Below are 21740 nucleotides of genomic sequence, written 5' to 3' on the forward strand. Positions count from 1 at the left end.
ATTCTAATTCTTTAATAGTCTATTTTTTGTACTTTCTTTATGAGTTCAGAAAAAGAGGGAGAGAAAATTTACCCTCTAGGATATGAACCTGAGATATCTCCTGAGAATACAGATGATAACGTTCGAAACAATCTGTTAGATTTTATCTTAAAATCTGGACCGACTGAAGTTGTTGACACTGATCTGTTTGCTGTTATGGCCAAGAGACGTTCTACAAGAAAATTCTCTGACAAGCCTGTTGAAACTACCAAAATTGATAAAATAATTGCAGCAGCTGATACTGCTCCAACTGCTGGTAATTTTCAAGGCTTTGAAATTTTCTATGTCAAAAGCCCAGAAAAGAAAAAACTCCTTGTTGACGCTTGCAATAATCAACCATACGTTGATGCTCCTGTGGTTCTTGTTTTTTGTAAAAACCCCTCCAGAGTCAAATTTGATTTTCCAGAATATATATTGAAAAAATTTGCTATTCAAGACGCTACTCTTGCTGCTGGCTATTCTCAACTAGCTGCTCAAGCTTTGGGATTGAGCTCTATTTGGATTGGCATGTTTGATGAACAAAAAGTAATGGATGTGATAGGAACTGATCTTGTTCCTTCTTCAGTATTGTGCATTGGGTATCCTAAACAAACTAAATTCCCTAAACCCCGACGAAACCTCAAAGATTTAGTACATGTTACATGGTGATCTTTACTGCCATCATTCATCTTTAAATAATCATTGATTATTGTTATTTTTATGACTGATGCGTATGTGATGTTAAATTGTGAATTAGGAGCTGAATCTGAAATTATTGAACAACTCAAAGAACTTGAGCAAGTTGTAGATGTTTTTGAAACGATTGGAACGCATGATATGTTAGTAAAATTACAGGCAGAAAATTTTGAGAAAATTCGTGAAATTGTCTCTTGGAACATTCAAAAACTAAAAAATGTACGTTCTACTGCAACCTTGATAAAAAAAGATAATTAAGATTATTCCGTACCTTCTTTCAATGGTTGATGATAAGAATGAGATTGACAAACTAATTGATAATATGATTACCAGTGGCGACGAGTTAGTTGATAATCTAAAAACGGTCTTACCAAATTCATTATCTGAGTCTATGGTAATGTTCCATGAATCAAATGTTGCAAATTTAAAGAAAATTAGGGAGTTCCTAAACAAATAACTCTAGTAGGATTAATGCCTATGATTACTACTATATCCTTTTTAATCATTATTTGAGATCTATGTTATGGGAAGATCTAGAACTCTTTCAATTACTGTAAAAAAGAAAACAGGTGATGCATTTGATGCCATTTTGAAAATACCTCCAAAAATCATGCCTGATGCAAAAATCAATGATTCTGGGTGGTGGTCGTTTAATGGACCTTATGGAAAATCTATGTTAAAATTTAATGAAAACAAATCTCTTGGCATTTTAGATCATCAATATGTTGATGAAGAATCAAAATGGAATGTTCCTATGAGAGTTATTTCTAATGGGGATGTGTCTGAAGTTGTAATAACTCTGAACAAACCTGATGAGATAACTGATGAACAGTTTGATCAAAGAATGACTGAATTAGGTGAAATGTTCAATACTATGAAAAACATTATTGAATCTGACACTGCTTTTTAATTTGATTCTCAGCCTAGATTGATACAAATCATTCTTCATGCTTAAATGTAAATTTTGTAATGGTACTTTGAGAAAAATGCCCTATGAAGAAGTATATTATCAGAGATTAGAAGAAGATAATCCTGAAGATTATGAGAAATTAAAATCTAAAAAATTGGACTAGTCTTTTTTTGAATCGTCTGAATTCTCGTTTTGATTATTTCCTGGACCTACAATGTCTTCGGGTTTAACTTTGTTATCCCAGTCTCCTCTGGTTCCTTTGACCAACGAAATAATTCCAGCACCAATGAATGCTATCACTAGTGCAAAAAATACTGTTTGATCAAATATTTTAAAAGAACAGTTGATTTCTATAGGCGGCGAATTATCTGAATATTCATAACAAGTTCCAAACTCATTTGACTCTAAAGTGGCTGCTTGGAAATTATTTCCAAATCCTCCAAGTATGATAAACCCTACAAAAATTAATGCAATTCCTATCATGATAAATCGCATATCACTCATATTTTTTTTTCTGATTTATGGTATTTAGATTTTAACTTGATGGTGGACTAGTGTTATTTTTCAAGAGATTTTTTTAGGTTCTCTAATGATGCCTCATAAAATGCTCCCATGAATGCAATAAAATCCATGAACTGTTTTTCAGACATTTTTTTACTGTTAAGGTAAGATTTCCATGTTAATTCGACTAGGTTTTTTGATTTGCTCTTTATTGAAATGGTTGCCACATATGCTCTTAATGGCAAACCTTCTGTTGCAATATATGTAAAATATTCTCCTTTTTTCCATGCAACTACATGTTCTTCAATTTGATTTCCATCTGTAAATGTAATTAATCTAATTGCACCAACATCTGTCTTTTTTTTAGAAAGATAGACTGTTTTTTTGACATCAACCACCCATGTAGGCAACCCTGCAATATTGCTGATTTTTCTCCATACTTTGTTTTTTGAAGATTTGATTTTGATTGTTTTCTTTACTGTTCCTGTATGAAATGATTTTTTTACATTTTTGGCCATGTATTCTTCAAAATCTTTATGAATTTTAAATTTTAGTTGACAATCATTTTTAATCCCCATGCAAGAATAATATCAAATGGTCTTTGGATGGGGAAAAAAGAAACAAGAAGAAAAACCTTTAGAGGAAATTCCACAAAATAAAGAAATTTCTTTAGAAGATGTTCCAAAAATTATTGCTGATCTTAGCAAACTTCGTAAAACTCAAAATTTGGCTGAAATCAATAGTTTAAGAAATAACACTGAACCTCTAATTAACGATCTAATGAAAATAGGTAATGTTCTTGAAAAAGATGACCTTAAAATCGATGATATTGATAAGCATCTTGCAATCATTGTAGTCCGAGGTAAAAAACAAGTCATCAATGTAATCAAAAAAGATGTTGTTTCATTACCAAAAATTTCTTCATTTGATGATGCTGAAAAATTAAATTTATTGTTAAATTCAATTCTCAAGAAAGTTGGTGATGTTTTGGGGCGTCAAACCCGAGTTATCCATATTTTTGCCAAAAAATACGCTGCTCAATTAAAAGAAAATCTTGAGGTGATGAATGCCAACCATTCTGAAATCCAAAATTTGTTAAAAAATTATAATTCCACAAAATCTCTTTCAGAAGAAATATTGGATAGTATAAACAAAATCCACAAATTAAGTGAATTGCGTAAAGAAAAATCAAAAAAAATATCTGAAATATCTGAGCATAATTCTTCATTAGATAAAAAAATAGCATCACTGCAAAGCGATATTGACGAGATAAAATCTTCTGAAAACTATCAAAAATATTTGAATTTGAAAAAGGTTTTAGATGAATTTGGTAACCAAAAGTCAAAAATCAAAAATCAAATTAATACCCAATTCACAAAAATCTCCCGCCCTCTTAGCCGTTATGAATATGCATCATCATTAGATAAAGAACAAAAAAATATCTTGTCTCAATTAACTTCTGAACCTTTTGATGTATTGACTGACAAAAATAAAGATTCTATCATAATAATCCTAGAAAATGTTCGTAAGGGTGTATTGTCTGGTTCAATTTCAGTAAAAGATATTGATAAGATGTCTGCTCAGATAACTGAAACTGAAGAACTTCTTGACAGTTTCACAAACCAAGTTGCAGAATTCCACAAAAAATTTAAAGAACTGAAAAATGAACTTGATGCTTTACTATCTAAAGAATTGAGAATTTTGGAAAACGATCTTGTCAAAAATACTACTGATTTAGAAGAATCTAATCAAAAATCTAAAACATTTCAAGGTGAGATTGATGATGTTGATTCGAAAATTCCAGAATTAGTATCTGAAATTGAACAGAAATTGAGAAAATTCTCTAGTACTCGTTACACTATATTGGTATCTTAAAATTAAATTAGTTCCAAATCTGAGAAATTCTGTGTTATTCAAAAAGAAAAAATTTGAACGTAAAGTTTTACTAAAACAAGACGTTCTTGACAGCATTTTATCCTTTTGTCAAATGAAGCATCCTAATGAAGGAATTTTGATTTTAAAAGGGAAATCAAAAAATGGTGAAATCAAGATTGATGGTTTGGTAATTCCTCCTTTTAGTGAAACTGGTCCCACTTTTGCTGGATTTCCTCATTCTTTCTTACCTTTTGACATGAGTTATGTTGGCATTGTACATTCTCATCCTAGCGGATCTGCAGAACCTTCTGTAACTGATTTACATAATTTCTTTGGATTGGTGTCTATGATTGTAAAATCTCCATATGATGATAATTCTATTTTTGCTTGGGATAGTAGTGGAAATTCAATCCCGCTTGAAATTGAGTAATTTTTAAAAATATGCTGACCAAATAAACAAAAACTGAAGAAACTTTATATCCGTTTTAAAGATACTTTTAATGAATTGAATCCTCAGCTTAAACGATATTATATTTTCTTAGGTGCTTCATTGGTGTTTAGTATTGGTTTACAAATTGGATTGGGCTATCTAGGTGTCCCTTGGTACTTTAGTATAGGATTGGTAATGGCAATATTCATTTTACTTCCTATGATAATGCGAAGACGAGCAATGAGCAAAATGGGAAGTTATGGTAGTGATTCTGGATCTGGTGGGGGTGGATTCTTTGGTATGGGACAGCAAGGAAATTCAGGCGGAGTAAGATATGTTTGTCTTGTTTGTAACAACAAACACAAAGGTGGAAGTTGTCCTAGATGTGGCTCTAAGATGCAAAGAGCAGATTTCTAGTTGAAAAGATATGTCACTAGATGAAATCCGTAAAAAAGTAATTTTTCACAATTCCGTTGATGTGTGGATAGCCGCATGTCTCGAAAAAAATATTGATTGGAAAAATCCTGAAGATTATAAAAAATTTATTGACTATTTGTTAAAAAACAACCTAAATCTAAAGGCGTTTAATCTTTGTGCACATGAGGCAGGGGCAACTGAGGATGAAAAAGTAAAATTCACTGAGACTTTAGCTGAAACTAAAGAAGACCCTAACTCATTAACATATACTATTAAACTAAATGATGCTGCTTTGAATGTAATTCGCAGTTATTCTATGTGATTATCTTTTCAATTTTGGATTGACAATTGCATCAAGGGCATTTCCAATAAACACAAAAGCTAATCCTGTGATCGCAATCATTACTCCTGGTGGCATAATCCACCACCACATGCCTCTGGCAGCAGCTCCAAAAGTATTTGCGTCATGTAAGATTTGTCCCCATGTAGGAAATGATGGGTCTCCAAGTCCTAGGAAACTGAGACCTGCTTCTGTAGTAATTGCAGCTGGAACTGATATTGCAATACTTGCAAATGCATATGGTAATAATTGTGGAACAATATGTTTGAGTATTATTTTAGAGTCTTTTTGTCCCATCATATTTGCAGCGTCTACATAGCCTCGAGTTTTGATTTGTAATGACATACTTCGTGAAACCTTGGCTATCCCTACCCAACCGAAAATCATCAAAAATCCTACCATGACAAAGATACTGTTACTTATCGTGACTGATAAAATGATGAGAAATGGCAATGCTGGCAAGGCATAGATGATATCATTTAATCTCATCATGGCTTCGTCTGTTTTTTTGCCCTTGTATCCTGCATATACTCCGTAAAGTAATCCTATGATTACTGATGCAATGGATACTACTAATCCAATAAATAATGCAAGCGGTGTTCCCCACAATAACCCTATTGCCAAATCTCTTCTTAATTCATCTGTTCCCATGATCCCAAATGCTTTACCTCCCACAATCAATTTTGATTTTTGAATTTGGTTATCTGTATTTACTCCATACAAGTTAATTGAAAAAATGTAATTTCCTTTTAGAGTTTCTTTTGATTCTATCTTGGAAAAAATAATGTCTTCAGATGAGAATCTCTTAAATTCAAAGTTAAATTTTTCAGATTGTAATGACAAATTTTTCTTTATTGATTCATCTGTAGAAAAAATTCTTTCACTATGTGTTGTTCTTTGTTCTGAATATGGCAAAGATGTTGACATTAAATCAAGCTTTAATCCGTCTGGTCTGATTACTGACATTTGCAGTAATGGCGAATCTGAATATTCTGCTGAAAACTCGTAAATGAAATCATTTGGAAAATCATCATAATCAAAATTTACTCCGAATTGATGAGATGTGAGATTAATTTCTCCATTTGAAATATTTTGTATGGTTGGACTTTCTAATATTTTATGTTCTGGGATTTTTTCAACCATGAAAATATTTATCCAAATTGGAATTGCTACTTTTGGATTTGAAATCCAATTTCCTGGGTTGTTCCATTCTTGAAATGTATCTATTGGAATAGTAATCATCGCAACTATTGAAACTCCTATTAGCATACATAGAATTGTAATTCCTGCAATCCCCATTTTGCTCTTAAGAAATTCTTTTTTGATTTCTCTCGGGGTTATGTTGCTCATTTTCCAGTTCTCACTCGAGGATCAAAGTATCCATATAGCAAATCTGCCACAAATATGCTAATCAAGAAGAATACGGTAAGCAAATATGTTGCACCGATAATTACTGGTAGATCCATCACTGTGATTGCTTCAAAGTACAATCTTCCCATTCCTGGCCAATCAAAAACTGCTTCTGTAATTATTGCTCCTCCTAAAGAACCTGATAAACTAAGTGCTAAAATTGTGACAATTGGAGGTGCTGCATTTTTCAATGCATGTGTGTAAATAATTTTCTTTTGTTTTATTCCAATTGTTTTTTTTGCAATGATGAAATCTTCTTGCATAATCCCAACCATGAAATTTCTTACAAGGTATGCCCATGAACCAAATCCAATCATTACAATTGTAATTAATGGTAATGCCATATGATATAGCAATGAACCAATGTATGCTGGATCTGATGATGGAATGTCTGGTGTTGCTCTTGCGGGAAAAATTTGATAAGTAAAAGCAAATAAAAATATCATTAGCATTCCTATCCACCAAACAGGGAAACTTGAACTAATAATTGCAAAACTTGAAGTGATTCTATCTATAATGGAGCCAACTTTACTGCTTGAAAATGCTCCTAGAAATATTCCTATGATTGATATGATGACTGTTGCACTAGTAAACAATAAAACCGTTCTAGGGAGCTTTTCAAAAAGAATATCTTTAACATCTGAGGAACCTTCGTCACTAGTTAGGAATGTGGCATTTCCAAAATCTAACATCATAATTTTGTACATTGTCACTCCTATTCTCTGAGGCGAATACCATGGTTCATCTAGTCCTAAAATCTTAATTCTTTGCTCAATCTGACTTTGAATGAATTCTTCAAATTCTTCTACTGTTGAAAAGCTTTCAGCAATGGCTGGATTCTCTGTAATTTCTGATCTTACCTGAAAAACGATTCCTTGTGTAAGAATTGTGTCCATGTTGGAACCTACTAAGGCTATTGTGATTAATAGTGTAATCATCAAAACCCCAAACATTGTTACCACTCTTGTGGCAATATATCGTCGCATGCTCAACAATCTCAAGGTGGAGAATTACTTTATAACAATAGATGTTTTTCCCACAGTTTATTACTGCATAATAATACTGAGTTTTAGAAAAGACATGTCCTTTGATAGAGAAAGAGAAATGCACACCGCAACATGCGGTGATTGTGGAAATGAATGTCAAGTACCATTCCAACCAAAAGAAGACAGACCTGTATATTGCAGAGAATGCTTCCAAAATCACAGACCTGCCCCAAGACAAGGTGGTGGAAGATTTGGACGATCTGGAGGTAGATTTGGTAGAAGAGATGATAGACCACGAGAAATGCATGACGCAAAATGTGGTGATTGTGGGGCAGATACCCAAGTACCATTCAAACCAAAAGAAGACAGACCTGTATATTGCAGAGAATGCTTCCAAAATCACAGAAATTAGAAAATCGTTTTGAGTAAATTTCAAAACTACTTTATTTTATATTCTTAAATTCAACTTTTCCTATTTCACCAAAAGTAGACGAGAGTGAAACGAATTCTAGGCTTTACTAAGGCAGAAAAGCAAGTCTCTCGTCGATATATTATACACGATCATATCATTTAAACATTTTATGAAGATATGAAAAATAACAGATAAAACTTTGAATTTTTTATAATTATTCATGAGTGCTAATACTCTTCGAAAAGCAAAAAAACTTGTTGAAAGTGGTGGCGTGGTTAAAATTGAAGATGATCTGTTTCAAATAAAATCCTCCTCTGATCCTGAAAAATCTTATTTTGTTACCTCTGATACCTGTGAGTGTCCTGGTTTCAAAAATTTCTATAAATTTCATCATGGGAAAGGTCTGAAGGCCAACTGTTCTCATTTGGAAGCAATCAGAATATTCAAACAGGAAAATTCCGGTTAATTTACTTTATATTCTTAACATCTACTTTGCCCACAAATGCCTTGTTCTTTGTAATTATGATGGGGCGAAGGATTAATCCTGGATTTTTTACCATCAGTTTGATAATTTGAGAATCTGTTTTCTTTGCATTTTCTAAATTCAACTCTTTGTACATTTTGTCTCTTTTTCGCAATAGTTTTGATGGTTTCTTGCCTGACATTTTGATAATTTTTTTCAATTCTGCTTCTGAAAATGGTTCTTTGAAAAAATCTCTCTTTTCAATATCTGCATTCATACGTTCAATCTCTGATATTGTCTTTTTACAGGTAATGCAGGAAGATTTGTAATAGACTTTCATCTTGTTTTTTCTGGGTGTGTTCAATTAAAAATCCTTTAGAAAAATGCTCTTATGCACAGCAGATTGATTTTTTAAATTCTTCAGAATTTCTCTCAAAATTACATTCCTTACATGCCTGCCATCTTCTTTTTTTGAGGATTGTAAATGATGAGTCATAAGAGATTGAGTACATTTTTCCTCCACATGAAGGACATGATAATGGAATATCTATCTTCATCAATAATTATTGATTTATTTTGAATATAAGATCCGCGTAGAAATTATCTTTTATTCTGCAGAAGTTTGATTTCCATTTGGAACTTTACTTTCTTCTAGGTATTCCTCATTGAATTGCTCAATCATATGTTTTGGAATCGAAATCAAATCAAGATATGCTTGTCTTGCTTCTTCATACGTTCCTCCATTTGCAAGAATTTCATCTCTTGCTTTTTGGGCCTTTATGACATTATTTTTTGTATAGTTTAATTGATCAGTTACCATGTCCTGAATCTCTGGATTCAAACTTTGAATGTAATTATCATACTTGAAACCTTCAAACATTCCTCCGCCTGGTTGATAGTCTTCTATAGCCTGCTTTCTTAATGCTTCAGATATTCTTCTTTGCTGTTCCACAAATATTTGATCCTCATTAGGCTGCATTGCCTCTTTTTGTTCAGCGATTAAATCATTTAGTAATCCATGATAATATTTGTACAATGTTTGACCGATAGGATCTTTTTCAAAATCGCTTTCATTTGCACTTAGATATTTTATTGCTTGTTCGGTGGATAATTGTTGTTGTAATATTGAAACTGGCGTACTGTCTCCCTTTACCAAAAATTCAGTGCTTGCCAACCCTGTCATCCCATACCATGATGCTATGACATTAACTGTGTAGGTTCCTGGTACTCTTTGGAAATCTTTGAATTCTGCTCTGAACATGCCATTCGGATCAGTAAATGCCTTTGTTGTATCTGCACCTGTTCTGACTAATACCTCCACCCCTCGTGTTGCTTTGTATGCATGATCTACTACTCTGCCTGTTACCACAACTGTGTCTCCTGAAATGATTTCTGGCTTTTCTACGTTTAACTCAATTACAAATTCCCATAGTTCTGCTTGTGAAGTCTGAATTAAAGAAAATAGCATCAAAAATGAGAATAAGCCTACGACTAATGTTCTGTTATACACATGGGATGGTTTTGATTTTTACAGTTAAGACAAAGTATGAATTAAAATTCGCTATTTTTAAATTTTAATTGAGTAATTTGACTCCTTTTTGCTTTGATCCTAGTGAAATTTTCAATCCCTACTAATTCTTAAACCACTAAAATCACCCTATCTTGAATTATGGATTTGAAAAAATTTGAAAGGGATGTATTTGAAATGACTGCAAAACTTTCTAAAAATCTACATGCTAAAGATATGTCCAAACTTGATTCTGTTAAAGATCATCTGATTGAAATGTACAAAAAAAACTTGGTTAAAATCAACCATTCTATTTTAGAATTAATTTGTGCTAGTACTTTGATTTCTAGAGGGTATGCTGTATCTGTAGAAAAAGACGTATCTGATATTTTGGTATGTGATATTTTTGCAAAAAAAGGTGGAGGAAATACTATCATTGAAATTGAAACTGGCTTTACTCCTCCAGAACATGCAATGGATACAATAGATTATTTTTCTGCAAGGATAATGAGTAAAATTGCACGCTATAGCCAACATTGCTCAAAATTTTCATTGGCAACTCCTGTCGTTGGTATTTTACCTATTTCAAAAATTTTCTTACTTCCACCAAATGCTAGAAAAAAAGAAGATGTTGAAAAAATCAAAAACCTTTGTGATCGATACTACAAAAACCCTCCAATACAATTTGATGATATCCTTAATGCTCATCTTCATTCCATATTTTTGATAAACATTGACAAGGGCTTTGCTAAAGAACTTGATCCTCAGGGATATGTGGATTTAACTGAAAACCTATTGGAGCGAAGTGAAGTTGAATATTAGGTATATGCCAGAGAAAAAACTCAAATTCTCCCATTATCTAGGAATTGTAAGATGATTTGTGCAGCTTGTGAAACAAGAAAACATTTTGAGTGTATTGATTGTATGAATAATCATAAAACTCATCTGTGTAGCTGTGATTGCCATGATGAAAATACTGAAGCTCATGAAGTTGGGAAAACTCATTAAATTTAATTTTTGAATTTTCTTTCTATTTCCTGAGCCATGATTTCTAATTGATCTGTATTACCTAGTTTTCTAAAAGTTAGTTTTTCCAGTGTTTCAATGATGCTAATTGCTGCTCTGTATTGTGGGATTTCAGGTTCATTTAGTTCTCCATACATTCCAATTCCCTGAATATTGTTTTTCTTTGCAAATCCGAGAATTAATCCGTTAAACCCTGTAATGATTGATTTTTGAGGCGTGGTTGCAACATTTAGTCCTTCCATTTGTTTTGTTAATTCTTTGGATGTTGTTGTGATATATGCTTCTGGCTTGTTTCCAAAAATTCTATTTGTATGAAATCCTCCAACTGTGTAAAGAAATTTTGCAGAGTATTTTTTTGCAACATCAATCACATCTTGACACAATTCGTTTAATTCACTATTGCTTTGAGGTTGCCCTTTTCCTCCACCAAAAATAATTAGATCTTCTGTAAACCTATATTCCCATTTTTCATCTGGTACGTCAATATGTCCTCCTCTGTCTACAATATATGTCGGAAACGGTGTTTTTGCTATTCTGAATGGTTTTGTTCGAAGTGATTCATTGATGAAATTAACTACAATACTTCCTACATTTCCCATGTCTTGCATTGCAGCAATAATGATTGGTTTTTTAATATCGGGTTCTTCTTTTTGAATAAATTCCACAGGCATTCTATATTCTCATCAACTTTAAACATATGTTGAAATTTTATTGTGGATTTTCATTTAATTATTCAAATTTTTACCAATTGAGAATTTGATATTTTTTGAGCCTAAACATCTGCACTAAAAATTTTACCCAAAAGTAGAAACCATTATCATATTTTAACTCTTGTAACTTTTTGAATTTTTCTTTAATGATCGTCTAAAATATGAAGATTCATAAGTCAAAAAAACTTTCTGTCGACAAATTATGGAAACATCCATGGAAAATATTGGCACATTAGAATATGTCCTTGACAAATATTCCAAAGTTTGGAGTTGGAAAGTTACAGGTGATCGTGCCGTAAGTATGATATCCCGTCTAGTCTCTGAGGCATGGTATGGGGAAAATGTAAATGAAATAATCATACCTGATAGCACTGAAACTGTAAAACAACTGAAACTAATTATGGATAGATATCCTCTTGAAATTCTTTCAAAATCTGTTTGGCAAAGAAAAATTGTAAAGACATATGCTCCCAAGCCTGCTTTACCTCCTGTAAAATTAAAGCTGAAAAGAGCAAAAACAGGTGAACAGTTTCGTGGTAAGCTCCTAAATTTCCAAAAAGAGGGATTGGATTTTTTGTTAAAATCTTCTGGAAATGCTTTACTTGCAGATGAAATGGGTTTGGGGAAAACTGTTCAAACTTTGTCATATGCTGCAACTGAAAAACAAACTTTTCCAATTCTTGTAGTTGCTCCTTTGGTGACTTTGAATAATTGGGAAAGAGAAATTGAAAAATTCCTAAAAAAGAAAAGTAGGAATGGAAGAATAATTGAATCCGAATCTCCAAGTGTCACCATTATTCGTACCGGTAAATCTGAAGAATTACCAAAAACTGATATTTACATAATTAATTATGAATTACTTTTCAAAAGGCAAGGTGATTTATCAAAATTGGGTCTAAAAACTATTGTATGTGATGAGGTTCATAATTTGAGATCAAAGACAACTCAAAAATACAAAGCAGTAAAAAAATTGGCTGCACTTTCATCTATATCGTACAGAATTGGACTTTCTGGAACTCCAATCTACAACCGCGGTTCTGAGATTTGGCCTATTATTGATATCATTAAACCTGGTCTGCTTGGAAGCTTTAAAGAATTCTGTGAGTATTTTTGTTATGTTAATGAGAAAGGTAAGGCAATTGTTTTAGAAAACAAACGTGCATCTCTTAGAAATGAATTACAAAAACATGTGATGCTTCGAAGGAAGAAAGCTGATGTACTAAAAGAACTAAAAGACAAAGTCCGATACAAGGAAGTCATTGCAGCTGATACTGATTACTATCTTGAAGAATTAGACAAGATTTGGAAAAAAGTTGAGGCAGAACAAAAAGACGCTGAATCTGAATTTTCCAAATCTGCTTCATATCATAGGGCGATTCAGAGTGAACGTCAAATTGCAGGAATAGCCAAACTTCCACACGTTATCAATTTTGTTAAAAACATAATGGAAATTGAAGAAAGTGTTGTCGTCTTTTGTCACCACAAGGTAATCCATAAACTGCTTCATGAAAGCCTTCAAGAATTTTCTCCTGTTTCAATTATTGGAGGACAGTCTGATGCAACTCGCCAAGAGCAGATAGACAAATTCCAAAAAGGTGAATCAAAATTAATGATTGCAGGTATTCGTGCTGGAAACGTTGGTATCAATTTAACTCGAGCAAAATATGTAATTTTTGCAGAATTAGATTGGAGTCCTGCAATTCACCGACAAGCTGAAGATAGATTACATAGAATAGGCCAAAAAAATACTGTGTTTGCATATTATCTAATAGGGAATGGTACGCTAGATGATCACGTGGCAAATGTCTTAGTTGATAAAAGTTATGAGATAGATGAAATCATGGATGAAACTGCGGAAAATTATGAAAATAAAGACAAGGCAGAATTAATCTTGGCTCAAATACAAGACAAAGTTCGCTCAAAATAACTATATTTTTAGTTGCTCTTTTAGTTTTAGTAATTTTTTGTTAATGTGTTCTTTCTTTATCTGTTCTATCGACGTGTCTTGAATTTCTTTTATAATTTCATCTATGATGCTTAAAATCTCTACTTCGGGTTTTATTTGATCAAATTTTGTTTTCTTAAATCCTTCGGTCTCTGTTTTGTCTATCTCTACAATACCTTCAGGGAGGATTTCATACACTTTGACTATTTTTTCATCTATTCTTTGAGGCGACATTAAAACAAATTGATTTTTTCTTAATTTTTCTATTTCATTTACTAATTCTGTTTTTGAAATTTTGAGAATATCTTCAATTTGATCTAAACTACAAGATTTAATTTGTAATAATCGTAGTATCTTTGCCCAAGTAGGAATGCTCTTACTCCAGAGAATCTCTTTTGCTAAATCTGTAATTGAAAATGAACCGTCTTTATTTAGCGACAGCATTTTTCTGTCTTTTAGTGTTGCAAGAGAATCTAAAATTTTACCTACCCCCAATCTCTTTAATTCGGAATTCTCTAGATTATTTTCATTAAATGTACCCTTTTCATTGACTGCTAAATGTAAAATTTCCAAGTCAATTGTCCCTAATTTTCTCATACTGTTGATTTTTCTTTAAGATTTATCATTCTTTGCACAAAATTGTATTTTTACTCTTGAAGATTATATGTGGATTATACTGAATTGATTTTATGGTTCTATACGAACTTCCTAGATTGCCCTATGGGTACAATGAACTCGAACCTTTTATCGATACAGAAACAATGAAAATTCACCATCAGAAACATCATCAAGCATATGTTGATGGTTTGAACAAATCTCTTGCAGATGTTGGAAGTGCATCTCATCCACAATATATTACATCTGTACTCTCTGATCTGAAAGCAATTCCAGAATCTGGAAGAAGTGCAATCAACTTTTTTGGTGGTGGTTATGAAAATCATCGACTCTTTTGGGAAACTATGACTCCTGATAGTGATAAGGAACCTGGAGGGCAATTAGAAGATCAAATTGATGTTTATTTTGATAGTTTTGATAATTTCAAAAAAGTTTTTTCAAAAAAAGCAATTGCTATTCAAGGCAGTGGTTGGTGCTGGTTGGTTTTTAATTCTACATATAATAAAATTGAAATCATTTCTACTGAAAATCAGACAAGTCCATGGACCCTTCAAAAATTCCCTTTGCTTGGATTGGATGTCTGGGAACATGCATATTATTTAAAATATCAAAATAAAAGACCTGATTATGTTGATGCTTGGTGGAATGTTGTTAATTGGGATTATGTTGGAAATAGATTTTCAGAACTTATTGGTTGAAATCTAATTTGGACAAATTCTTTTAAACAAAATCTCAATTTCTTCCCTTATGAACAAGAGTCTAAGATACATTGCACTCCTTGCAATTTTACCCTTGTTTACAACAGGTTTGGGAACTGACTATTTTACAGATGTAGATGCTTTGAAAAGCAAGGGCACTGGAACTTCTCAATATGGTTCTAGTACTGGCATCTGTGGATTAGATTTGTGTTCTAAATATCCAGGCGGTAGAGCCGGTTGGGAGGCAGATCAAGGCACTAGTACCATTCCTGTAGCTCCAGTTGAAGAAGAACACATGGAAAAAGAATCCATGGAAGAAACTGAAGCTGACTTGGGTTCTGTACTTAGATTATCAAGAACAAATGTTCCAGCAACAATTCCTATGCATCAGGGATACTATGATGGTGAAGATGTTTATTTTATTATCACTGATTCTAGTGATCCAACTCATGCAGAAATCATTACTGAAAATCAAGGATGGCAAGTTGAGCTTGCTCCTTTGCTAAAGAACACTCCTGAAGAGGCTCTCTCAAAGACATACATGTTCACAAACGGTATTAAAGGCAATGGTGTACATGGATTCCAAGGAGAAGTCTTTACAAGTACTCCTGCACAAGCTGATGTGTATAGTGCATTAACTTCACATGTGCATGTAACATGGAATGATGGTGCAACTCCGAGAATACTTGATTCAGATGTAATGATTATGAAAGCAGATGAGAACAATGAAATCACATTGACTTCTGTTGATGTGGTTTTGAATATGCCCCAAATTGTTTGGCCTGACGGTCAAATGATGGTTAAGGAAGACAAAACTTTAACTGATGTTACTCCTTATGGTGGAGGTCAAGTTCTTGATATCGATACAGAAGAGATGAATGTGACTTTCATTACTCATCGCGGATGGGGCCCAGATGGTAGAACAATCTATTATATTGTAACAGATGCTACCCCTAGCGGTCCTGCAGACATGATGGGTGTTGTAAGTTCACCAACCTCTGCAAGCTTGATTGCAAATTCAGCCGCAGTAGATTTGTATCAATTCAAAAATGGTTTGACAGGTACTGGTCCATTAGGATTCCAACCTGGAATTGCAGTCGGAGCTCCTGGCGATGCAAACTATTCTCCAATGTGGAGAATCTTTATGATTGGCTGGGATAATCCCGATGATGCCCAATTATTAGAAACTATTGATGACATAAATGCATACAAAGAAGCTGGCTTGATCACCATTGGAATTGCTCGTCCAATGGATAGTGACCATGTTGTAAACTGTCCATTTATAGACCCATTCCAATAAGATCTTTTTTCTTTCTGAAAATTTGTTTATTTTTAAAGATTTTTTTTAACATATTTTTTGAGAATTAACTGTCTAACTTATCTTTGATTATGAGAATAATATTACATGAGTATTGCTGGAATGTATATGTTAAATACTGAAGAATACCGTGAAGAAAAAATTCATCAAGCTCTGGATATGTTATATCTTGATAGAAAGAATGAGTTTCGTGAATTATCTCAGGTTCTTCTAAATGAAAAAGCTCTCAAGGCAATGCCTAACTGGAAAGAATTTGTTTTAAATTTCAGTTTGGATGTTGAAGATGCTTTTAAAACGTGGTCCGGACAGCGTCCTTTGTCATCAAGCTCTCCACAAAAAGCTTTGACATTGTTACGCCAACTAGGTCGCAAGAAAACATCTATGAATCAACTTGCACACTTGTTAAATATGTCATACAACTTGTCGTGTGAATTCAAAGAGATCTATAGACGTCTGAAATAATCTCTTTTTCTTTTTAATCTAAATATCTAAATTCTGTTAGGTTTTCAATAATTTATAATGGATTTCATGTTGGAAGAAGAATTGATTGATTTGATGACTTTCTGTCTTCAGAATCCTAATTCTGTTGAGATAACTGAAAAACACAAACGAATTACCGAAATTGGTCATGAATTATTTGCAGATGGTGGAATTGATGCATTAGAGAATTTCTTTTTTGTATTGAAAAATAGGATTACTGAAGAAATAGAAAAAGATCCATCCCCAATGCGTTCGCTATGGAATGGCCTTACTGATGAATGGCAGTACTGACTTTTCTCTGTAAGAGGTTTATCCTCTGCCTATTCTGAAAATGGCAGTACTGCATGTTGGGCATGTGCCTTTGATTGCAGGTTTACCATTTTTCATGGTGTATGGTTTAGGGCCGCCGATTTCTCGTTTGTCACGACACTTAACACAATATCCTATTGTCATAATCCTATTAGGCTCAAGGTCATATTACCGAGAACTTGTTAAACTTTTTTAACTATTAGACAAATCTCCGATCCCATTAATCATGTTTTAGAACAATTTTTTTCGTATCGGGAATTTTGTGTTGATTTACGAACAAATCATTCTTATTTTTTAAATATCAATGAAATTTTTTACAAATTTTTTAATTCTTTTAACTAACACTGATCTGCATTGTTGTATACTCTGATAATGCACTATGGTTTTTCAAACCTTCCCAAACAAAAATCTCTGCAGTGTATTTTCCTGAATTATTTGGAGTCCATGATAATGACGGATTGAGATTTTGATTTGGTGTTAGTTGACCACTTATCCATCCTAATGATACAACAATCCCTGCATCATTTTTTATTTGAACAAGATATACAAAATTCTGTGATTTTGTTTGATGATTTGTTATGTCTGATGAAATTTGAATTTGTTGATTTACATTTACATTATCTACGATTGGAATTCCAAAAGCATTTTCTAATCTTGGATCCATAATTGATGTTCTTTCTAATTCTGTTAATGCAAAAGCTGGTATGATGCCTACAGTAATCACTAGTAATGTTAACAGTTCTATGCCCTTAACTAACACGATTTTTTGCACATTTTTTAGTTACAAAAGCCTTTCTGCATTACAAATTCTAACTTTGCCTTCAAATGATTCAAAATTTCTCTAAATTCTCAATTATGCTGCTTCTATCGGTAATGATTTTTCCAGGGTTTAGAATATTATTTGGATCAAAACTTTTCTTAATTTTTTTAAATATTTGATAATTTTTTGCACCATATTGTTTTTTGATAAATTCTGAGCGTGCGAGTCCATCCCCATGTTCTGCAGTAATTGTGCCTCCTATTCTCAGGATTTCTTGAAAATATTCCTCTGCGATCTCTTTGATCATTTTCAAATTCTGTCTATTTGAAATCAATCTCACATGCAAATTACCATTTCCTGCATGTCCATAGATAATTGATTTTGTTTTGTATTTTTTATTGATTTTATTGATGATAGAAAATACTTTTGGAATATTTTCTAAAGGAACTGCTGCATCTTCAATTATGTGGGGAATTCTTTTTTCTTTTGAAATTGATTTTAAACTATAATGCAAAGATGAATCTCTATATTTCCACCATTTTGCAATCTCTTTCTTTGTTTGTAGTTTCTTAACAATTTTACCCGTTGATATTAATTTGAATTTATTTTCTATTAACTTAATTTTTTCATCATATTCTACTAATAACAAACATTTGCTTTTTTTGTCAAATTCATAGTTAATGTGATCAAATGTGTTCTTATCTACAAATTCTATTGCAGAGGGATCTGTTTTGTTGATTTCTATACAATTTTCTGCAGCTTCTTTAATTGATTCATATTCGATAACAAATAAAATTATTTTTTTAGGTAGTTTTTTAATTTGTAATTTTGCAGATAATATGATTCCTAACGTTCCTTCAGAACCAATAATTATTTTATGTGTGTCTTCTTTTGTTTTTATTTTGTCTGTTCTATATCCTGATGAATTTTTTGAAACTTTTGGAAATTTGTCTCTATCGATATTTTTTATAGTTTTTAAAATTTTGCTTGAAACTTGATTGTTTTTTGGAAGAGTAATCTTTTTGCCATTACCGTCTATGAATGTTATTTCTTTTACATTGTCGATTACACTTCCGTACTTCAAACTTCTACTTCCACTTGAGTTGTTTCCAAGCATTCCTCCAATTGAACAAAATGATCCTATTGACGGATTAGGTGGAAAGAATTTTTTTGCTTCTTGTAGTTTTTTATCTAGTATTCCTTTAATCACTCCGGTCCCAACTTCAACATGTTCTTTTTTGAGCCTAATTGAAGAAAAATTCTTCATGTCTAAAATAATTCCTGAATTTAGTGCACTTCCAACTAATCCTGTACCGGCCCCACGAACTGTTATACTGATCCTCTCGTTTTTAGCAATTTTTATTGTATTGATGATGTCTCTCTCGTTTTTTGGAATGACTATTATTTTTGGAACTATTTTGTACGAACTTGCATCTACTGAATAAAACTCTCTGAATTCTTTGTCATACAATACATCTCCTGTGATTTCTGATTCTAATTTTTTAATAGTTGATTTTATCATGTGTTGTTTCTATAATCTGATTCTGTAGTAATCCCACCTTTCGGGATCAAACAACGTGACAAATTCTGCTTCTTCCTTATCTATTCTTGCTCTGATGACATCTCTCAATGCAAAACTTGTCAAATACTTGTACTTCATTGAATGAGCTTGCATGATGAACATGTGTCTCATTTCACTACCTCCCTTTAATCCCCAATATCCCATTTTTAGTGCTAAAGGCTCTAGGAATATTGTATTGCTTTCTCCATAGTTTTCGTCTCGAATTTCTTCACGCAATTTGTAGTTCTCTAGTGGTCCTCCTTTTGAAAATCCCACAATTTCTCCATTTTTATCATTTAATCTTAATGTGTTGATGATAACTTGTGGATCCTTGACTGATTTTTCAAAATTCTCTTTTTCAAATTGAAGTGGAGATGGTAATTCTAAAAATATTTCATATAGTGTTTTTATAAAATTTGGATCTGATCTTGTTGTCCTTGATTCTATTGTGGGAATTAATTTTAGATTTTCATAAGAATAATTTGCTTGAATTGTAATTTCTTGCTGTCTTATTTTCATGAATGATAAAACGGTATCAAAGAAGTTTTTCCTCATATCTTTTGGAAGTATTTTTAGAATACCTTTTGCCATGTCTGTTTCTTTATTGAGCAGTTCTTCAAAATATGCTACAGCACTACGTACAATTAGTGACGGTCTCCATGCAAGTGCATGGGCATTCATTTTTGCCATTTCCATAGCTTTTGTAAAATCACCTAACGCATAACCACTTATTCTGTCTACTACTGACAGATACCATCCCATTTCCATTATGTGTTCTTGATATGGTAAGTTATTTCTAGTCAGATCTGAACTATCGAATGATTGCTTAATCTGAACTTCTGCATTGCTTTTTAATTTTCCACTCCATGGATAGGTTGTTCTTAAAATCAAAACTTTGATTATTTCTAAATCAATATTTGCTTGATTGATTAGCTGGCGAAGTTTTTTATCCATTGAAATAAATTTTAACACACTTTCTTCATGAGGTTTATCTACACTTTTTTGTGGATCAAAATCATGAAACAATGCTGCAACGTACAGGTATTTTATGTCCTCTTCTGTAAATTGTATTTTGTCTTGATTTATTGCCAAAAGTGAAATATATGTAACTTCTAATTCATGATTGATATTGTGATATCCGTAATATTCAGTTCCTAGTCCTTGACTTTCAAATAAATCGATAGTGTAATCTAACATTTCTACATAGCAGTCATCTTCTAATCCCTTTTCTACCATTAAACTAAGAATTTCATTTCTCATTGAATGTGTATTTGCAAATTGCTGCAATAACAAACGATCTCTATTACTGTTTTTAAAGATGATCTCCTACTTTTGATATCCTGTGATTAATGTGGCTCAGAAAGATTCAATAGATTTCGGGTTTTGCTATTTTTGAATGTCATTTAATAAAGAATTATTAGAAAAATTGATGAATTATTATGAAAAACATTCTCCAAAATTTACACTTTATGTTAATGATAATCTCTATGATGTATCTGAGGCTAGTATTACTAATTCACCCATTCCTGTCAATGAACCCACCACACGTGGTGGAGTCTATTTTTCAGACAAATTTGCATACAAAATGAAATGTGTTGTAAAAGACCTTTCAATTGTTCCATTGTTGACCAAAAAAATGCTTGGACCCAACACCGAATTTGGTGAGATCAAAATCTCTACTAGTATTGAAGTGGATGGCAATTCATTGCCTCTTGAACTTTCTACAAATCTTACAAATAGTGTTCAAACTCCTTCTGCAATTGAACTTAGCTTGATTATTGTAAAAATAAACTCTGTCTAATCTACTCTGAGATATTTATCATACTTGTCTCGGCGTTCTTTATCTGATAATATTTCATATGCCTTGTTAAGTTCGGCCATCTCCTTTTCAGAATCTTCTTTTGTTTTATCTGGGTGGGTTTTTTTAGCAAGTTCTCTGAATTTATTTTTAATTTCTTCTGGAGTTGCATCTTTTTTGACACCTATAATTTCATAATAATTTGGAAGTTCATCGTTGTTTAAAGCATCTCTGAATTCTTTGTCTTCTTTTGTGTTTCTCCTTTGACCCAATTCTTCATAATCGTCTCCCCAATCTGAATGATATTTTTCAAATGTTTTGTCTTTTTTTGATTCAAGCTCTTCTTTATCATATGATGTTTTTCGTCGTAAAATTATATCTCTTGCAAGAAATAAAAAGAGACCAATTACAGCAATGGCAAAACCTGAAAAGAGAAGAATTTTCTCTTCATCGCTTACTTCTAATTCCATGTCTAAATTATTATTTTGAGCATAAGCTATTTGTGTTGTCCCAAAAATAAATACCAAAATTACAAAAATACTAATTTTCTTCATT

General features: G+C 32.4%; 32 protein-coding genes. 18 read left to right on the forward strand and 14 right to left on the reverse strand.

What is annotated here, in order from left to right; genetic code table 11:
- The first annotated feature begins 39 nt into the window (after positions 1–39).
- From K5781_RS07695 to K5781_RS07715, 5 genes are all read left to right on the forward strand, one after another.
- On the forward strand, positions 40–687 hold the full coding sequence (locus tag K5781_RS07695; RefSeq protein ID WP_297442405.1) for a nitroreductase family protein: 648 nt from the start codon (positions 40–42) through the stop codon (positions 685–687).
- 51 nt (positions 688–738) lie between these two features.
- Positions 739–972 carry an Lrp/AsnC ligand binding domain-containing protein gene (locus K5781_RS07700; protein ID WP_297442409.1) on the forward strand — a complete coding sequence of 78 codons (234 nt, stop codon included), beginning with the start codon at positions 739–741 and terminating at the stop codon, positions 970–972.
- Positions 973–994: 22 nt separating this feature from the next.
- Positions 995–1171: a hypothetical protein gene (locus tag K5781_RS07705; protein WP_297442411.1), complete on the forward strand. Its 177-nt coding sequence runs from the start codon at positions 995–997 to the stop codon at positions 1169–1171.
- A 66-nt stretch (positions 1172–1237) separates the two neighbouring features.
- On the forward strand, positions 1238–1624 hold the full coding sequence (locus tag K5781_RS07710) for a hypothetical protein (protein ID WP_297442414.1): 387 nt from the start codon (positions 1238–1240) through the stop codon (positions 1622–1624).
- Positions 1625–1661: 37 nt separating this feature from the next.
- The gene (locus K5781_RS07715; protein WP_297442417.1) at positions 1662–1787 is read left to right on the forward strand and encodes a hypothetical protein; all 126 of its coding nucleotides are present in this window, start codon (positions 1662–1664) and stop codon (positions 1785–1787) included.
- Here the strand turns inward: K5781_RS07715 and K5781_RS07720 are convergent.
- Positions 1784–2119: a hypothetical protein gene (locus tag K5781_RS07720; protein WP_297442575.1), complete on the reverse strand. Its 336-nt coding sequence runs from the start codon at positions 2117–2119 to the stop codon at positions 1784–1786. The genes K5781_RS07715 and K5781_RS07720 overlap by 4 nt on opposite strands.
- A 62-nt stretch (positions 2120–2181) precedes the next feature.
- A complete protein-coding gene (locus tag K5781_RS07725) occupies positions 2182–2643 on the reverse strand; it encodes an SRPBCC family protein (protein ID WP_297442420.1) in 462 nt (153 codons plus the stop codon).
- A gap of 76 nt (positions 2644–2719) precedes the next feature.
- Between K5781_RS07725 and K5781_RS07730 the strand changes: the two genes are divergently transcribed.
- From K5781_RS07730 to K5781_RS07745, 4 genes are all read left to right on the forward strand, one after another.
- Positions 2720–4000, forward strand: coding sequence for an exonuclease SbcC (locus tag K5781_RS07730; protein ID WP_297442423.1), 1281 nt, complete (start codon positions 2720–2722; stop codon positions 3998–4000).
- A gap of 31 nt (positions 4001–4031) precedes the next feature.
- A complete protein-coding gene (locus K5781_RS07735) occupies positions 4032–4430 on the forward strand; it encodes a Mov34/MPN/PAD-1 family protein (RefSeq protein WP_297442426.1) in 399 nt (132 codons plus the stop codon).
- Positions 4431–4505: 75 nt separating this feature from the next.
- Positions 4506–4847: a hypothetical protein gene (locus tag K5781_RS07740; protein WP_297442429.1), complete on the forward strand. Its 342-nt coding sequence runs from the start codon at positions 4506–4508 to the stop codon at positions 4845–4847.
- 10 nt (positions 4848–4857) lie between these two features.
- Complete coding sequence (locus tag K5781_RS07745; RefSeq protein WP_297442432.1) at positions 4858–5169, forward strand: hypothetical protein; 312 nt, start codon at positions 4858–4860, stop codon at positions 5167–5169.
- Here the strand turns inward: K5781_RS07745 and K5781_RS07750 are convergent, their stop codons facing one another.
- On the reverse strand, positions 5170–6537 hold the full coding sequence (locus K5781_RS07750) for an ABC transporter permease (protein ID WP_297442435.1): 1368 nt from the start codon (positions 6535–6537) through the stop codon (positions 5170–5172).
- The gene (locus K5781_RS07755; protein ID WP_297442439.1) at positions 6534–7583 is read right to left on the reverse strand and encodes an ABC transporter permease; all 1050 of its coding nucleotides are present in this window, start codon (positions 7581–7583) and stop codon (positions 6534–6536) included. Before K5781_RS07755 ends, K5781_RS07750 begins: the two co-directional genes overlap by 4 nt.
- Before the next feature lie 94 nt (positions 7584–7677).
- Between K5781_RS07755 and K5781_RS07760 the strand changes: the two genes are divergently transcribed.
- Both K5781_RS07760 and K5781_RS07765 read left to right on the forward strand, forming a co-directional pair.
- Positions 7678–7995, forward strand: coding sequence for a CxxC-x17-CxxC domain-containing protein (locus tag K5781_RS07760; RefSeq protein WP_297442442.1), 318 nt, complete (start codon positions 7678–7680; stop codon positions 7993–7995).
- Positions 7996–8215: 220 nt separating this feature from the next.
- Entirely contained in the window at positions 8216–8461 is a 246-nt protein-coding gene (locus tag K5781_RS07765; protein WP_297442445.1) for a hypothetical protein, read from the forward strand.
- Position 8462: 1 nt separating this feature from the next.
- Here K5781_RS07765 and K5781_RS07770 read toward each other — a convergent pair whose 3' ends face one another.
- Genes K5781_RS07770 through K5781_RS07780 form a run of 3 tightly spaced genes read right to left on the reverse strand, consistent with a single transcriptional unit; the run spans position 8463 to position 9926 of the window.
- Positions 8463–8798: an ArsC/Spx/MgsR family protein gene (locus tag K5781_RS07770; RefSeq protein ID WP_297442448.1), complete on the reverse strand. Its 336-nt coding sequence runs from the start codon at positions 8796–8798 to the stop codon at positions 8463–8465.
- 49 nt (positions 8799–8847) lie between these two features.
- Positions 8848–9015, reverse strand: a complete 168-nt coding sequence (locus tag K5781_RS07775; RefSeq protein ID WP_297442451.1) for a hypothetical protein — start codon at positions 9013–9015, stop codon at positions 8848–8850.
- Positions 9016–9065: 50 nt separating this feature from the next.
- On the reverse strand, positions 9066–9926 hold the full coding sequence (locus K5781_RS07780) for a carboxypeptidase regulatory-like domain-containing protein (protein ID WP_297442453.1): 861 nt from the start codon (positions 9924–9926) through the stop codon (positions 9066–9068).
- A gap of 201 nt (positions 9927–10127) precedes the next feature.
- Between K5781_RS07780 and K5781_RS07785 the strand changes: the two genes are divergently transcribed.
- The gene (locus tag K5781_RS07785; RefSeq protein WP_297442456.1) at positions 10128–10787 is read left to right on the forward strand and encodes a hypothetical protein; all 660 of its coding nucleotides are present in this window, start codon (positions 10128–10130) and stop codon (positions 10785–10787) included.
- Between the two features lie 188 nt (positions 10788–10975).
- On the opposite strand, the gene K5781_RS07790 is transcribed toward K5781_RS07785, so the two are convergent.
- The gene (locus tag K5781_RS07790) at positions 10976–11656 is read right to left on the reverse strand and encodes a PAC2 family protein (RefSeq protein WP_297442578.1); all 681 of its coding nucleotides are present in this window, start codon (positions 11654–11656) and stop codon (positions 10976–10978) included.
- A 247-nt stretch (positions 11657–11903) separates the two neighbouring features.
- On the opposite strand from K5781_RS07790, the gene K5781_RS07795 reads away from it, so the two are divergent.
- Positions 11904–13628 carry a DEAD/DEAH box helicase gene (locus tag K5781_RS07795; protein ID WP_297442459.1) on the forward strand — a complete coding sequence of 575 codons (1725 nt, stop codon included), beginning with the start codon at positions 11904–11906 and terminating at the stop codon, positions 13626–13628.
- On the opposite strand, the gene K5781_RS07800 is transcribed toward K5781_RS07795, so the two are convergent.
- On the reverse strand, positions 13629–14243 hold the full coding sequence (locus K5781_RS07800) for a hypothetical protein (protein WP_297442462.1): 615 nt from the start codon (positions 14241–14243) through the stop codon (positions 13629–13631).
- A gap of 92 nt (positions 14244–14335) precedes the next feature.
- Here K5781_RS07800 and K5781_RS07805 point away from each other — a divergent pair, with 92 nt between their 5' ends.
- The 4 genes from K5781_RS07805 (at position 14336) to K5781_RS07820 (ending at position 17048) form a co-directional block, all read left to right on the forward strand.
- Positions 14336–14959 (forward strand): superoxide dismutase, encoded by a 624-nt coding sequence (locus K5781_RS07805; RefSeq protein ID WP_297442465.1) that lies wholly within the window; start codon positions 14336–14338, stop codon positions 14957–14959.
- Positions 14960–15008: 49 nt separating this feature from the next.
- Entirely contained in the window at positions 15009–16259 is a 1251-nt protein-coding gene (locus K5781_RS07810) for a hypothetical protein (RefSeq protein WP_297442468.1), read from the forward strand.
- Between the two features lie 105 nt (positions 16260–16364).
- On the forward strand, positions 16365–16739 hold the full coding sequence (locus K5781_RS07815; RefSeq protein WP_297442470.1) for a hypothetical protein: 375 nt from the start codon (positions 16365–16367) through the stop codon (positions 16737–16739).
- 57 nt (positions 16740–16796) lie between these two features.
- Entirely contained in the window at positions 16797–17048 is a 252-nt protein-coding gene (locus K5781_RS07820) for a hypothetical protein (RefSeq protein WP_366848126.1), read from the forward strand.
- Positions 17049–17066: 18 nt separating this feature from the next.
- Here the strand turns inward: K5781_RS07820 and K5781_RS07825 are convergent, their stop codons facing one another.
- The 4 genes from K5781_RS07825 to K5781_RS07840 all read right to left on the reverse strand — a co-directional run bounded on the left by K5781_RS07825 (position 17067) and on the right by K5781_RS07840 (position 20674).
- Complete coding sequence (locus K5781_RS07825; protein WP_014964934.1) at positions 17067–17210, reverse strand: DUF5679 domain-containing protein; 144 nt, start codon at positions 17208–17210, stop codon at positions 17067–17069.
- A gap of 190 nt (positions 17211–17400) precedes the next feature.
- Positions 17401–17826, reverse strand: coding sequence for a hypothetical protein (locus tag K5781_RS07830; protein WP_297442480.1), 426 nt, complete (start codon positions 17824–17826; stop codon positions 17401–17403).
- A 70-nt stretch (positions 17827–17896) separates the two neighbouring features.
- On the reverse strand, positions 17897–19348 hold the full coding sequence (locus K5781_RS07835) for an FAD-binding oxidoreductase (RefSeq protein WP_297442482.1): 1452 nt from the start codon (positions 19346–19348) through the stop codon (positions 17897–17899).
- Between the two features lie 9 nt (positions 19349–19357).
- Positions 19358–20674 (reverse strand): HD domain-containing protein, encoded by a 1317-nt coding sequence (locus K5781_RS07840; protein WP_297442485.1) that lies wholly within the window; start codon positions 20672–20674, stop codon positions 19358–19360.
- 109 nt (positions 20675–20783) lie between these two features.
- On the opposite strand from K5781_RS07840, the gene K5781_RS07845 reads away from it, so the two are divergent.
- Positions 20784–21188: a hypothetical protein gene (locus tag K5781_RS07845; protein WP_297442488.1), complete on the forward strand. Its 405-nt coding sequence runs from the start codon at positions 20784–20786 to the stop codon at positions 21186–21188.
- On the opposite strand, the gene K5781_RS07850 is transcribed toward K5781_RS07845, so the two are convergent.
- The gene (locus tag K5781_RS07850) at positions 21185–21739 is read right to left on the reverse strand and encodes a DnaJ domain-containing protein (RefSeq protein ID WP_297442491.1); all 555 of its coding nucleotides are present in this window, start codon (positions 21737–21739) and stop codon (positions 21185–21187) included. The two genes, K5781_RS07845 and K5781_RS07850, sit on opposite strands and share 4 nt — an antisense overlap.
- Position 21740 lies beyond the last annotated feature (1 nt).

It is taken from the genome of Nitrosopumilus sp., assembly GCF_025699255.1.
Taxonomy (GTDB): Archaea; Thermoproteota; Nitrososphaeria; order Nitrososphaerales; family Nitrosopumilaceae; genus Nitrosopumilus.